Here is a 14,535-nt window from a genome sequence, read left to right as displayed (position 1 = left end):
CTCTTATGCGACAAGCGCGCCTGCGGGGCTTTACCCCGCCATCGCGCTCCCCAAATAGAGCCGGGACATTTATTTGCGCCTCGGGCTTGTGTTGCCATTATGCAACACTATCTCGGCGGAGAAAGGATTAGGGGTACACCATGAATCTCGAAAAATTCACCGACCGCGCGCGCGGGTTCCTGCAAAGCGCGCAGACCGTGGCGATCCGCATGAACCACCAGCGCATCAGCCCGGACCACATTCTCAAGGCCTTGCTCGAAGACAGCGAGGGCATGGCCGCCGGGCTGATCCAGCGCGCCGGGGGCAATCCCGCGCGCGCGGTCGACGCGGTCGATGCGGCGCTGGCCAAGCATCCCGCCGTTTCGGGCAGCGGGGCGCAGCAGACGCCGGGGCTCGACAACGATGCCGTGCGCGTGCTCGACCAGGCCGAGCAGGTCGCGCAGAAGGCGGGCGACGAATATGTCACGGTCGAGCGGCTGCTGATGGCGCTGGCGCTGGCCAAGACCACCGCCGCAGGCAAGGCGCTGGCCGATGCGGGGCTGACGGCGGAGGCGCTCAACGCCGCGATCAACGAGCTGCGCGGCGGGCGCACCGCCGACACCGCCTCTGCCGAAAGCGCCTATGACGCGATGAAGAAGTACGCCCGCGACCTGACGCAGGCGGCCAAGGACGGCAAGCTCGACCCGGTGATCGGGCGCGACGAGGAAATCCGCCGCACGGTGCAGATCCTCGCTCGCCGCACCAAGAACAACCCCGTGCTGATTGGCGAACCCGGCACCGGCAAGACCGCCATCGCCGAAGGCCTCGCGCTGCGCATCGCCAATGGCGACGTGCCCGACAGCCTCAAGGACCGCACGCTGATGAGCCTCGACTTGGGCTCGATGATCGCGGGCGCGAAGTATCGCGGCGAGTTCGAGGAGCGGCTGAAGTCGGTGCTCGACGAGGTGAAGGGCGCCAATGGCCAGATCATCCTGTTCATCGACGAGATGCACACGCTGATCGGCGCGGGCGCGTCGGAAGGCTCGATGGATGCGGGCAACCTGTTGAAGCCCGCGCTCGCCCGGGGGGAGCTGCACTGCATCGGCGCGACCACGCTCGACGAATACCAGAAGTATGTCGAGAAGGACGCCGCCTTGCAGCGCCGGTTCCAGCCGGTGTTCGTGGACGAACCCTCGGTGGAAGATACGATCTCGATTCTGCGTGGGATCAAGGAGAAGTACGAGCTGCACCACGGCGTGCGCATCACCGATGCCGCGATCGTGGCGGCGGCGAAGCTGTCCGAACGCTACATCACCGACCGTTTCCTGCCCGACAAGGCAATCGACCTGATGGACGAGGCCGCCAGCCGCATCCGCATGGAGGTGGAGAGCAAGCCCGAGGAGATCGAGGGGCTCGACCGGCGCATCATCCAGTTGAAGATCGAGGAGCACTCGCTGACCAAGGAGAGCGATGCCGCTTCGAAGGACCGGCTCGCCAGCCTGCGCGAGGAACTGGCCAATCTGGAGCAGAAGTCGTCCGAGCTGACCACCCGCTGGCAGAACGAGCGCGACAAGATCCACGCCGAGGCGCGGATCAAGGAAGAGCTGGACGCGGCGCGGATCGAACTCGAACAGGCGCAGCGCGCGGGCGATCTCGCCAAGGCGGGGGAGCTGTCTTACGGGCGCATCCCCGAACTGGAGAAGAAGCTCGCCGAAGCCGAGGGGCAGACGCAGAACGCCCTGCTCAAGGAAGAGGTGACCGAGGACGACATCGCCTCGGTGGTCAGCCGCTGGACCGGGGTCGCCATCGAGAAGATGCTCGAAGGCGAGCGCGAAAAGCTGCTGAAGATGGAAGCGGTGCTCGGCCAGCGCGTGATCGGGCAGGAGGACGCGGTGAAGGCCGTGTCGAAAGCCGTGCGCCGGGCGCGGGCGGGCTTGCAGGATCCGGGGCGGCCTTTGGGCAGCTTCCTGTTCCTCGGCCCCACCGGCGTCGGCAAGACCGAGCTGACCAAGGCGCTCGCCGCCTTCCTGTTCGACGACGACAACGCGATGGTGCGCATCGACATGAGCGAGTTCATGGAGAAGCACGCGGTGAGCCGCCTGATCGGCGCGCCTCCGGGCTATGTCGGCTATGACGAGGGCGGGGTGCTGACCGAGGCGGTGCGGCGCCGGCCCTATCAGGTGGTGCTGTTCGACGAGGTCGAGAAGGCCCATCCCGATGTGTTCAACGTGCTGTTGCAGGTGCTCGACGACGGGCGGCTGACCGACGGGCAGGGGCGGCAGGTCGATTTCTCGAACACGCTGATCATCCTCACCAGCAACCTCGGCAGCCAGTACCTGTCGAACCTGGGCGACGATCAGAAGGTGGCGGACGTGGAGCCGCAGGTGATGGAGACGGTGCGGGCGCATTTCCGCCCCGAGTTCCTGAACCGGCTGGATGAGATCATCCTGTTCCACCGTCTGGGGCAGGAGCACATGGCGCCGATTGTGAAAATCCAGGTCGGCCGGGTGCAGAAGCTGCTCGACGAGCGCAAGGTGACGCTCGACCTGACCGAGGCGGGCCTCAGGTGGCTGGGCCGGGTGGGGTACGATCCGGTTTATGGTGCGCGGCCCTTGAAGCGGGCGGTACAGCGGTATTTGCAGGACCCGCTCGCTGAGATGATCCTTGCCGGGAAGGTGCCCGATGGCTCGACGGTGAAGGTCGACGAGGGTGAGGGCGAGCTGGTGTTGAGCGTCGTCTGATCAAGCTTGAATAGAAGAGCGGCGGACGGCCCCATCGCGGCCGCCGCCGCAAACGAGAAGAGGGGCGGAAGGTCTGAACCTTCCGCCCCTCTTTCTTTGCCTGCCTTGACAGGAAATCTCGCTTAGAAGTCCAGGCTGAACCCGGCGTAGAAGCGGCGGCCCCACACGTCGAAGATCGCGCTGTTCTCTGTCAGGCCGGTGGCACCGAGCGGCGGGTGCTTGTCGAACAGGTTGTCGACACCGATGAAGAACTCACCCGAAGTTGCCGGGCCGAGCTTGTCAGCCTTCAGAGCCAGGCGCACATCGTGGTACAGCACCGAGGGGTACTTCTGCCGCGGGTACGCGTCGGGGTTGGTCGGCGGATTGCCGTTCATCGAGTTGTAGAACTCATAGTCACCCAGATACATCGGGCCGATGTAGTGAGCGCCATAGCCAACCGTGAAGTTGTTGAAGGTCACGTCGAGATCGAACACCACCTCGTCGATCGGATCACCCAGCCCACCGCGGAAGATGTTCACGAATGCCGGGTTCACCGGATCGGTGTAGTTGGCGACCTTCAGCGTGTGCGTGTAATAAGCACGGCTGTTGATGAAGACGTTGGGAGCAACTTCGTAGTTGTACTGCACGTCAAAATCGATGCCGCGACGCTGGCGCCGCGCGAAGTTGAGCGGACCTTCGATGAGCGACTGCTTGATGATCGTGCCGGGCTGTTCGCCATTCGGGCCGAGTTCCGAGGTGTTGTTACGCTTGAACTGGGCACAGAACTGGTTGTCGAGCGTCGGCAGATCGTAGCATTGGTCCACGATGGTCTGGGCACCCACGTTCACAATCACGTCGGTCACGTCGATGTCGTAATAATCGACCGTGATTGCCAGCCCCGGAACCCAGCGCGGCTGGAACACCGCACCGACGGTCAGCGACTTCGAGCTCTCTTCGGTGAGAAGCGGGTTGGCACCCGACAGAGTTTCAAGCGAGTACTGGCCTGCGACGAAGTTCTGGTAAGCCGGGTTGTCGAGATTCGCGCCCAGAGCAGCCGCGCAGTTGGCTGCACGGTTCGGGTTGGCGTTGATACGCGCAGGCGCACAGGGGTCTTCCATCGTAGCGAAGTTCTGCGTCAGGGGAGACTGCGTCTCGGTGTAGTTCGGAGCACGCACCGCCTTGCCGTAGTTGGCCCGGAAGATGATGTCGCGCACCGGCGACCAGCAACCGCCAATGTTCCACGCGAAGACCGTACCCGTGGCGCCGCCATAGTCGGACAGACGACCGGCTGCGGTCAGGCCGAGCTCTTCGAAGAAGGGTTTGTTGCTGAGCAGCGGAAGGTCGAGTTCGCCGAACACTTCCTTCACTTCGGTGGGATCCGGATCGAAGGTCTGCAACGCGTTGGCGAAGGTCAGCCCCGAGTTGATGATGTCGTCCGCCTTGAAGTAGGCGTTCTCGCGGCGGTATTCGGCACCGATCGCGAAGGCCACCGGGCCGCCGGGCAGTTCGAAGAACTGGCCGGTGTCACCAGCGATGAATGCCTGAACGTCGATCTGCTCCAGATGGCCCTTGTTGCCCGCATTGGAGACAATGTAATTGGCTGCCGCTGCATTGTCCGGCATGCCGAACGGGTTGTAGGGCACGCAGGCGGCGATATCGCCAGCAAGCGTTGCCGCACCGCCATCGGCATCGACGTCGGGCGATACGAAGGCCGCGCTCGGGTCGAACTTGGCGCGACACTCGATGTTCCCGGTGGCCGGATTGACCCCCGCATCAAGCGCCATCATCAGGCGCTGCACGTTGACGTTGCCAAGAACCCTGATGGCCTCGTTGGTGCGACCGTAGGTAGCTGCAACTTCGTAGTTGAGGTTGGAGCTGAGATCGCCGCGGACGCCGACAACGGCACGATAGGTTTCGCGCACTGCATCTTCGTCGCGGATGCCCAGATCCTCGAAGCTCTTGGCGATGGCGAAGCGATAGCTTCCATCGGCGATTGCAGCCAGATCATCGGCCCCGAGGGCGCCGAAAACCGGCACCAGATCGTTGTGCAGACCTGAAGCGATCAGCTGTTCGGAGATGATCTGACGAGCCTGCCCGCTCAGGAACGGGTTATCGAGGCGCAGGCGTGCACGATCATCGTTGAAGGTGATGTACTGGCCTTGGTTGAACGCCGGGCCCGAGTTGGAGCCGGTGGCTTCAGCGCGAACGTACTTGCCTTCCAGGAACAGCTCGGCGGCCGGGCTGATTTCGTACTTGGCGAACAGATTGGCGACGTAACGATGGCTTTCGGGGTAAACCGAGACCTGGCGGCCTTCCTGGCCGGTGTCCGCGTTGCCACCAATGTAGGTGCCGAAGGTACCAGTACCCAGACGTTCGTCGAAAGTAACGGGCACGAGGGTGCCGTCAGGCTGGAAAATGTAATCGCAGTTGAAGGCTGCACCAGTCAGCGAAGTGCCGCCGCAAGCCGCTTTGGGCGCAGGCTGCAGGAAGGGCACGAGGCCATAACGCGAGATGGTGGCACCGCGCCGATCATCGTAGAAACGACGATCGGGAATCCCATCACTTGGCGAGTCGGTATCCACGTCAACAGTTGCCCAGCCGGAGTTCTTCCGGCGCCACGGCACGTCCGATGCGAAGACACGATCCTGGTTCGTGTACTCAAGCGCCAGCGTGACGTTGCCGCGTCCGCCAGCGAAATTGCTGCCGGCGATGGCCGACACATATTGGTTCGAGCCGGCGCCGAATTCGGGCATACCGATGCCGGCGCGGACGTTCACGCCTTCGTAGTCTTCCTTCATGACGAAGTTCACAACACCGGCGATGGCGTCCGAACCATAAATGGCTGAGTTGCCGCCGGTCACGATCTCGACGCGTTCGACGAGGGCGCTGGGAATGGTGTTGATGTCGACTGCCGATGCGGTGACCTGAAGATCGCTCGGCACATGGCGGCGACCGTTCACGAGCACCAGCGTGCGCTGGGCTCCGAGACCGCGAAGGTCAACCAGGTTCAGGCCGGCCACGCCGATCCCGAGATCCGGGTTGGACTGCGAATAGGTGCTGCGCAGCGCGGGCAGGCTGTTGAGCGCTTCACCGATGTTGGGGCTGGAACGCTTGTAAATCTGGTCGCCACCGAAGTTCGTGACCGGAACGGTCGATTCGAGTTCCGGCTTGCGTAGGCGCGAGCCGGTAACGGTGATGACGCTCTCTTCTTCGACGACGGTGGTCGATGCTTCACTGTCCTGCGCGAAAGACGGCGAAGCCATCAGTGCGACGGAAAGAGCAATCGGCGCGCTGGCGCCCTTGAGGATGGTTTGAAGCTTCACAGGTTGCAGTCCCTAGTAAGCGGCCAGAATTGTGACCCGAATAACGTGAATCGCTGCTGTTTCGGCCGCAACTCTGTTGCGTGGCGATCAGTCAGGTGTCGTTCACATATACGGGGGATTGCGTTAATAACGGTTTAGTTTCAATTTATATCATGCCGCACTGCAAGATTGCTCCGGATCTGTTGCAGATTCACCACAATGTTAGCACGTGCACGGCACGCCTGTCTTTCCCCTCGCCAAAACGCGCTGGAAAGCCGACCACGGCGACGGCTATGCCAGTGTCACTCTTTCGCCACCCCGAAGTCAGACTGGAGAATACTGTGCCCGACACGACAACCAAGCCCGACGCCAGGTGGCACATCGGCGTCATCGGCGGTTCGGGCCTCTATGAACACGGTGTGCTCGAAGAGGCGCAGGAAATCCGCGTCGCCAGCGCCTTTGGTGAGCCGTCCGGTCCCATCACCACCGGCTATGTCGGCGGCGTCCGGTTCAGTTTCATCGCCCGCCATGGCACTGGGCACCGGCTGGCTCCGTCCGAGATCAACTATCGCGCCAATATCGACGCGCTCAAGCGCTGCGGAGTGACCGATGTGCTGGCGATCAGCGCCATCGGCTCGCTCGCCGAAGAGATGGCACCGGGCGATTTCGTGGTGGTCGACCAGTTGATCGACCGCACGCTGGGTCGCGAGCGCAGCTTCTTCGGGGAGGGCGTCGTCGCCCATGTGCCGCTCGCCGATCCGGTCTGCCCGCGCCTGTCGCAACTGGCGGGCGCGGCGGCGGACAAGGCGGGGGCCAGGGTCCATACGGGCGGCACCTATGTCGCCATCGAAGGGCCGCAGTTCTCGACCCGCGCTGAAAGCCACATGTATCGCCAGTGGGGCGGGCAGGTGATCGGCATGACCGCCATGCCCGAGGCGCGGCTCGCCCGCGAAGCCGAGCTGCCCTATGCACTGGTCGGCATGGTCACCGACTACGACTGCTGGCGCGAAAGCAACGCCGATGTGGATATCGCCGAAATCCTCAAAGTGATGCACGCCAATGCCGACAAGGCCCGCGCGCTGATCGCCGGACTGGCCGGTCTGCTGCCCGAAACGCGCCCGGCCAGCCCGATCGATACCGTGCTTGATACCGCTATCGTTTCGGCCCGCGAAAACCTGCGGAAAAGCGGGGCGGCAAGGCTCGATGCCGTGGCCGGGCGATTGTTCCAGACATTGCCGGATTGAGACACCTTACGAGCGATACTTGCAATTTTGCGCAAGTTGTTGAAGGATAGTTGCCTATGCAACAAATGGCTCCTCTCGCTCGGTTTCTGCCCTATCAGCTCTCCATCGCCTCGAATGCGGTGAGCGGCAGGATCGCGCAGGAATATCGCGCCCGTTGGGGGCTTTCGGTGCCCGAATGGCGGGTGATGGCGCTGCTGGGCGATTTCGGCACGATTACCCAGCGCGATCTCACCCGGCTCTCGCTGATGGACAAGGTGGCGGTGAACCGGGCCTGCAAGGTGCTGGAAGATCGCGGGCTGGTGGAGCGTACGCCCAACGCGCAGGACGGCCGTTCGCACCTGCTCGATCTGACTGCCTCGGGGCGCGAGATGCACGGGCAGATCATGCCGCTCGCGCGCGAGATGGAGCGGCGCATCTGCGCCGGGTTCAGCGATGCCGAACTCGACACCTTCCGCGCGATGCTCGACCGGCTGCACCGGCAGTCCGAGATCGTCGATGCCGACGATATCGTGAGCGACAACTTCGGGATCGAATAGCCGTCCCTGCCGCGCGGGGCGGGGTCGCTAGTTGGCGCCCGGTCCGCCGCCCGAGAAGGCATCGGCGATCGAACAGGCCGCCGGGCCGAGAATCACGATGAACAGCACCGGCAGGATGAACATGATCAGCGGCACGGTCATGATCGCGGGCAGGCGGGCCGCTTTTTCTTCTGCGCGCATCATCCGTTCGTTGCGGAATTCGGCCGAGAGCACGCGCAGCGCCGAGGCGAGCGGCGTACCGTAGCGTTCGGTCTGCACCATGGTTGTGACCACCCCGCGCACCGCATCGAGGTCGACGCGATAGGCGAAGTTCTCGAAGGCCTGACGGCGCTCGGTGAGGAACGACAGCTCGATCGCGGTCAGCGCGAATTCGTCGCCCAGTTCGGGATAGGCGCGGCCCAGTTCGCGGGCGACGCGGTTGAACGCGGCATCGACCGTGAGGCCGGCCTCGGCGCAGATCACCAGCAGGTCGAGCGCGTCGGGCAGGCCCTTCTGGATCGCCTTGGTCCGCTTGGCGGCGATGTTCGAAATGTACAGTTCGGGGCCCTTGTAGCCGAGGATCACCAGCCCCGCGAAGCCGAGGAAGCGCTTGAAGCTGCCCCAGTCGGGGAACATGTCGGACCAGTAGAACATCACCACGCCGATCAGGCCAAGCACGATCGGCAGCACCATGCGGGCAAAGATAATGACGACCGCCAGCTCCTTGTTGCGGTAGCCCGCCTGCGCCAGCTTCTGCTGGATGTCCTTGACCTGGCTTTCCTGCAGCACCTTCATGCCCTGCAGGGTGTCTTTCATCCTGTCGGTGGTGTCGGAGCGGCGCACGAGGCTCTGCCGCTTGCGCGAGCTGTGCGACATCATGCCCGACTTCAGCTCGTCGCGCCGGGCGTTGAGCGCCTTCACGCGCTTGGCCATCGGGTCTTTCACGGTGATGGCGGTGTAGATCGCGAAGATCACCGCCATCGCGGCGATGGCCGCAAGCACCGAGCCGACCAGAATGATGTCGACGCCGAGGAGGGTGGGTCCGCCCTGTGACATGTGCCTTGTCCTTCCTCGCTCAGATCTCGAAGCTGACCATCTTGGCCATGATGAAGCCGCCGATGGTCATCCAGATCAGCCCGCCGATGCCGGTCACGATCAGGCGGTCTTCGGTGAAGAAGCCACCGATGTAGCCGGGGTTGATCCAGTAGATCAGGATGAACACGATGAACGGCAGCGCGCCGACGATATAGGCCGAAGCCTTCGATTCCGAACTCATCGCGTTGATCTTGAGCTTCATCTGCGCACGCTTGCGCAGCACGTCCGACAGGTTCGAGAGCGTTTCGGCGAGGTTGCCGCCGGTTTCGCGCTGGATGGCCAGCGTGATGACGAAGAACTGGAATTCGGGTGTGTTCAGCTTGTCGGCGGTTTCCTGCAGCGCCTCTTCCATCGTGCGCCCGATCTTGATGCGTTCGACCACGCTGCGGAACTCCGCGCCGACCGGTCCGGGCACTTCGGTTGCCACCACGCTCAGCGTCTCGGACACCGGCAGGCCCGAACGCAGGCCGCGCACCAGCAGTTCGATGGCATCGGGAAACTTGGCGGTGAACTGGTTTATCCGCCGCTTGATGAAGTGGCTGACCACCAGATGCGGAATACCCGCCCCCAGCATCAGCCCGAGGCCGAGCGCCAGCAGGGCGGCCCCCGTTTGCAAGTAGAACAGCCCGGCCAGTATCACCGCGAGGCCGATGGAGGCATAGATGTACTGCGTGACGGTCCAGCTCATGCCGGTGCGGGCCAGCCGCAGGGCGAGCGCCTCGCCGCGCGATCCTGACCCGGCGATGCGATAGGCCTTGGGCCGGCGCGCGGCGATCGCCTTCTTGAGCTGGCTTTCGACCTTGTCGGTGGTGCTTTCCGAATGGCGGTAGCGCACGGCTTGCAGGCGGCGCGCGCTTTCCTTGGCGGGATTGGGTCCGGCCAGCAGAAGGTAGCCGAGAACCATCAGCGTCATGAGGCCGGTGCCGACAAGCAGGAGCTGGAGGATGTTCATCGTCTACCTTCTTTCGCCGGTCATGCCCGCCGGGAGCCGCGTTGTGTCTTACTGCGCCGCAGTTGCCTTGGCCTTGGCCTTCGAGCCGCCGAGCAGCGCCTTGAGGTCGAGCTTGCCGAGCAGCGACGAGCCTCCCTTCGACGAGTTGGCCAGCGCCGCGCCGTCATCTTCGCTGATGCCGGCAATGAGGCGGGCGATCTCGCAGATCGGGGCGGTCGCCTTGGCGTTGGTGTTGGCTTCGGCGAAGGTCTGGCCAAGCTTGGCAGCATTGACCGCCGCCTTCTGGTCGAAGGGAATCGCGTAGTTGATCTTGCGCTCGATCGAGGCTTCGAAATCGGCCCTGGAGATTTCGGCCACACCCGGCTGGACCTTGTTGCACACCACCAGCGGATGGGCGTTGGGCGCATTGCTCTTCAGCCACGACAGGATGCGGATGGTGTCGCGCGCCGAGGCCAGCGTCAGCTCGCACACCAGCACCACGACATGCACCTCGGCCAGCAGGTGCGGGAAGTTGATGAGGATGTTGCGCGGCAGGTCGACGATGGTCATGTCGAAGGCGGAACGAAACTCCTCCTGCAATTGCAGGAAGGCGGTGCCGTCGGTCATCAGCGGCGAATTGATCGGTGCTTCGGCCGACATGATCGCCAGATTTTCGTTGGCGCGGATCGCCGCCCGCTCGATGAACAGGCCGTCGATGCGGCTGGGGTTCTCGATGGCGTCGGTCAGGCCGCGCCCCGGTTCGAGATCGAGGCACAGCGCATCGGTGCCGAAGTGCACGTCGAGATCAAGCAGGGCGGTCGAGCGGTTGTGCTCGGTCGAGCACAGCCAGGCGAGCGAGGTCGCCAGCGTCGAGGCGCCGACCCCGCCGCGCGTGCCCACCACTGCGGTGGCGATATGCTCGCGATCCTCGCCGCCATCGGCCCCGCGCGGGTTGCTGAACACGGCCTGGGCCTGGGTCAGGCAATCGCGCAGCTGATTGGGCGAGAGCGGCTTGAGCAGATAGTCGTGAATGCCGCTGGAGAGCAGGTCGCGGTAGAGGCGCACGTCGTTGACCTGACCGATGGCGATCACCACCGTGCCCGGTTCGCAGACTTCGGCCAGCGCGTTGATATCGTTGAGCGGATCGCCGCTTTCGCTGAGATCGACCATCAGGATCGCCGGACTGGCCGAGATTGCCAGCGACTGCACCGCGTTGCGCAGCCCGCCCTTGTTGCACTTCTCGCTCTGCCAGCCCATCTCGCTGACGACCGGACGCAGCACGTCGAGCGCGGCATCGTCGCAGATATAGGCGGCGAAGATATCGCGGTTGCCCAAGGGGCCGGGTTTCCAGGCTGCGCTCATCTTGTTTAATTCCCCGTGCTGGCGTTTGCGGTCACACCCTGGGCGGCCGAGGGCCTGATTTCACGATAGGTCTGGATCGCTCGGGTCGAGGTCATCACCGTGGTTTCGCCCGTGCCGCGTGCGCCTTCGAGCAGGTGCTCGGGATCGGCGATCATCGCGGCGAGGTTCGAATTGACCGCACAGCCGAAGTTGGGCGAGGTGTTGTTGCCCAGTGTTGTACCTTCGCTGGCCGACCAGTCAGGGCAGTTCGGAACATAGGCGCGCGACCGGGTGACGACCACGCGCACCTTGCCCGGATCGACGAAGCCTTCGGTCACCGGAGCGCCGTCGCTCAGCAGCAGGCTGTGGCGGCTGGCGATGGCGGCCACGTTCTCGCGCACGGACGGGTTGTCGACCGCGGCGTCAATTGCGATGCGGTCGCCATAGCCGATGTCCATCGCCTCGAACCAGTTGGCCAGCCGCTGCTGTTCGCTGATCGGCAGGCCGCCGGCATTGGTGGCAAGGTCGAGCGTGTAGGTGTTGCGCTCGACGACCGGCTGATGAACCGAGTTGAGCGTGCTGTTGTGTGCGGGGTTGGTGTTCGCGCAGGCGGCCAGACCCAGCGCGAGCGAGAGGGCCAGGACCGGGGTGGCGGCGCGGTTGCGGCTGTTGGTCATCGTCAGAACCCTTCTCAGTTCAGGCTGAAGCCGGGGCGGGCAGCCGCGGCGGATTGGGCAGGAGCGGCTCCGGGCGCGCCCTCGGCCAGCATCGCATCGCTCTGCTCGGCGGCGCTTACCGACGGATTGGCGTCCGCTTCCCCGGCTGCGCGCGGCATCGGTCGGGCGGTTCCTGCGTCGACCGCGTTGCGGCGGTTGAGGAAGACCTGCTCGCCGAAGTTGGGCGAGGCATAGCCATCGGTCGGCAGGCGGATCTCGCTGTCGTTGACCGGCTTCACCAGATAGGGGGTGACGACGATCACCAGCTCGGTCTCGCCGCGCTGGAACTCGTTGGAGCGGAACAGGTTGCCGAGGATCGGCAGGTCGCCCACGCCGGGGGTCTTGTCGATTACGCTGGTGGCGTTGTTCGACAACAGCCCGGCGATCATGAAGCTCTCACCCGAACCCAGCTCGATGGTGGTTTCGGCGCGGCGCGTGGTGAGGCCGGGGATCGAGTTGCCGCCGAGGCTGATCGCTCCCTGCGTCGACAGCTCGGACACTTCCGGGCGCACGCGCATCGAGATGCGGCCATTGGCAAGCACCGTGGGGGCATAGCTGAGGCTGACGCCATATTTCTTGTATTCGATCGAATTGGTGCCCAGCGCCTGCGGGACCAGGATCGGGAATTCGCCGCCAGCGAGGAATTCGGCGGTTTCGCCCGACAGCGCGGTGAGGTTGGGCTGCGCCAGCGTGGTGACGAGACCCTCGGTTTCCGCCAGGTCGAGCGCCCCGGCGATGTCGAGACCGAGGAAGCGGCCCGCTCCGCCAAGGGTGGTGGCGCCATCCTGAGGGGTGATTGTGGTGCCGCCAGCGGTGTTGCCGACGCTGAGCGGCCTGCCCGGGACGAAGCTGGTAGCAAAGTTTCTGCGCCCGCGGCCGAGGCCGAACTGGAACCCGTCGCCGCCGTCCACGGTGGTGATGTTGGCGTTGAGCGAGCGCACCAGCGAGCGGCTCACCTCGGCGAAGCGCACACGCAGGTTCACCTGCAGCGGGGTTGCCATGCGCAGCCGCGAGATCACGTTGGCCTGCTCGCCGACGAAGGCCGAGACGAGGCGTTCGGCTTCGGCGGCATCCTCGGGTGCAGCCACGGTGCCGGTCAGGAGCACGGTGTTCGAACCCATGGTGGAGATGTTGACCTTGGCGCTGGGCATGGCCAGCGCCAGCATCTGATCGATCGAATCGATGTTCGAACCCACGCGGACATTGGCCGACCAGATGATGTCGCCGCCCGCATTGCTGGCGTAGATCGTGGTCTCGCCGCCTGCCAGACCCATCACGAACAGCTGGCGCTGCGACTTGACCTGAACGTCGGCCACCTGGTCGTTGGCGACGAAGACGTCGGTCATCGAGCCGGGCACGTTGACGAGTTCGCCGCGCCCGATCGAGAGGACGATATCCTGCGCCGGGGCGATCATGCCCTGGGCCTGTGCCGGGCCAGCCGGCACGGCGGCCAGCGGGGCCAGGGTGCAGACCGCGCTCAGCGCGATCTTGGTAAGGCGGCTGTGCATCGACTTGCCTTTCAGGTTGGCGAATGTGCCGGGATGCGATGGCGGAATGATCTGGCTCATGACTGTCACCTTGCTCTCGGCCTCAGCGCTGGCTGGTCGCGGCGGCGCCGCGATCGAGCATGGCGCCCGCCCGGCCAACCGGCTCGACGGTGGTATCCTTGCCGCGCGTCACGCGGACGGTGGGGCCGCGCGGCGCGGCGGCGGTAACGGTATCGACCATCTGCCCGACCGGGCTGAACATGCCCTGCGTCGTGCCGCCTCCTTCACCGCCTTGCGGCGCGCGGCGCGGCATGGTGCTGCGCTGGAAGCGCGACACGTCGCCGCCGGTCACATAGGTGGTGGCGTTATCGCGCGGGCGGGAGACGGCGGTGCGCAGCAGCGCCTCTTCCTCTTCCTTGCTGGCGTTGTCGGGCAGGCTGATGTCGCCCGAGGCCAGCGCGCGTTCGAGTTCGGACTGGTTGTCGGCAATCGAGCGCAGCGACAGGCTGAGCGTGCCGATGGTCTGGGCAACGGCGATCTTTTCGGCGATGCGCGGGGTCACTTCGAGGGTGACGGCGCGGAACTGGCGGACCACGGTCTTGCCGTCTTCGTTGGTGACGCTTTCGGTGTCCTGGTCGGTGGCGAGCACGCGCAGGTTGAACAGCACCGTTTCGGAGGTGTTGAGCGCCCCGCCTTCGTTGTCGCCGGCCACGCTCTGGGTCAGCACGAGGTCGACCCGGTCGCCCGGAAAGACGAAGCCCGAAACGCCGGTGCGGGCCGATACCGGCACCGACACGGCACGCATGCCCGGCCCGAGGGCTGCGGCGAGGAAGCCACGGTCGCCCGGCGCGACCAGCGCGCCCTGCGTGACCGGTTCGCCGGCGGTGATGGTGTTGCGCACGACGGTGCCGAGCAGGCTCTCCATGTTGACTTCGCCATCGATGAAGTAGGCGTCCTGCATCAGCTCCTTCGGCCACTGCTGATAGCCGACGGCATCGGCGGTGATGATGGTGCCGACCGGAAGGCTGCGCTTGGCAACCAGCACCTTGGGGCCTTGCGGCTCGACCGTGACCGCTGCCGCTTGCGGCGCAGCGGCACCCGCAAACATGCTGCGCGCGGCCAGCGCGGTGCCCACCGCGACGACCAGTGCTGCGACCAGCAATACGAGTTTCTTTTTGTCCATGGTACCTTACGCCCCTTCAGGT

General features: G+C 64.8%; 10 protein-coding genes. 3 read left to right on the top strand and 7 right to left on the bottom strand.

Annotation, left to right across the window (positions count from 1 at the left end; all coding sequences use genetic code 11):
* Positions 1-140 precede the first annotated feature (140 nt).
* Positions 141-2,720 carry an ATP-dependent chaperone ClpB gene (gene clpB / locus D2V17_RS13590; RefSeq protein WP_119593346.1) on the top strand — a complete coding sequence of 860 codons (2,580 nt, stop codon included), beginning with the start codon at positions 141-143 and terminating at the stop codon, positions 2,718-2,720.
* Positions 2,721-2,842: 122 nt separating this feature from the next.
* Here clpB and D2V17_RS13585 read toward each other — a convergent pair whose 3' ends face one another.
* Entirely contained in the window at positions 2,843-6,022 is a 3,180-nt protein-coding gene (locus D2V17_RS13585; protein WP_119593345.1) for a TonB-dependent receptor, read from the bottom strand.
* 320 nt (positions 6,023-6,342) lie between these two features.
* Between D2V17_RS13585 and mtnP the strand changes: the two genes are divergently transcribed.
* Together mtnP and D2V17_RS13575 are read left to right on the top strand one after the other, a co-directional pair.
* Positions 6,343-7,245, top strand: coding sequence for an S-methyl-5'-thioadenosine phosphorylase (gene mtnP, locus D2V17_RS13580; RefSeq protein ID WP_245978718.1), 903 nt, complete (start codon positions 6,343-6,345; stop codon positions 7,243-7,245).
* A 65-nt stretch (positions 7,246-7,310) separates the two neighbouring features.
* On the top strand, positions 7,311-7,781 hold the full coding sequence (locus D2V17_RS13575; RefSeq protein WP_245978717.1) for a MarR family winged helix-turn-helix transcriptional regulator: 471 nt from the start codon (positions 7,311-7,313) through the stop codon (positions 7,779-7,781).
* Positions 7,782-7,808: 27 nt separating this feature from the next.
* Here D2V17_RS13575 and D2V17_RS13570 read toward each other — a convergent pair whose 3' ends face one another.
* From D2V17_RS13570 to cpaB, 6 genes are read right to left on the bottom strand one after another with little or no spacing between them, the layout of a single operon-like run.
* Positions 7,809-8,816, bottom strand: a complete 1,008-nt coding sequence (locus D2V17_RS13570) for a type II secretion system F family protein (RefSeq protein ID WP_119593342.1) — start codon at positions 8,814-8,816, stop codon at positions 7,809-7,811.
* 19 nt (positions 8,817-8,835) lie between these two features.
* Positions 8,836-9,807, bottom strand: a complete 972-nt coding sequence (locus D2V17_RS13565) for a type II secretion system F family protein (RefSeq protein WP_119593341.1) — start codon at positions 9,805-9,807, stop codon at positions 8,836-8,838.
* Between the two features lie 48 nt (positions 9,808-9,855).
* Positions 9,856-11,148, bottom strand: a complete 1,293-nt coding sequence (locus D2V17_RS13560) for a pilus assembly protein CpaE (protein ID WP_119593340.1) — start codon at positions 11,146-11,148, stop codon at positions 9,856-9,858.
* A gap of 5 nt (positions 11,149-11,153) precedes the next feature.
* A complete protein-coding gene (locus tag D2V17_RS13555; protein ID WP_119593339.1) occupies positions 11,154-11,804 on the bottom strand; it encodes a CpaD family pilus assembly protein in 651 nt (216 codons plus the stop codon).
* Positions 11,805-11,818: 14 nt separating this feature from the next.
* Complete coding sequence (locus D2V17_RS13550) at positions 11,819-13,411, bottom strand: type II and III secretion system protein family protein (protein ID WP_425453648.1); 1,593 nt, start codon at positions 13,409-13,411, stop codon at positions 11,819-11,821.
* Positions 13,412-13,433: 22 nt separating this feature from the next.
* Positions 13,434-14,513 (bottom strand): Flp pilus assembly protein CpaB, encoded by a 1,080-nt coding sequence (gene cpaB / locus D2V17_RS13545; RefSeq protein ID WP_119593338.1) that lies wholly within the window; start codon positions 14,511-14,513, stop codon positions 13,434-13,436.
* Between the last annotated feature and the right edge of the window lie 22 nt (positions 14,514-14,535).

The organism is Aurantiacibacter xanthus (assembly GCF_003584015.1).
Classification (GTDB): domain Bacteria; phylum Pseudomonadota; class Alphaproteobacteria; order Sphingomonadales; family Sphingomonadaceae; genus Alteraurantiacibacter; species Alteraurantiacibacter xanthus.
Note: the sequence above shows the minus strand (reverse complement) of the source record. Positions and strands in the feature narration are given on the sequence as shown.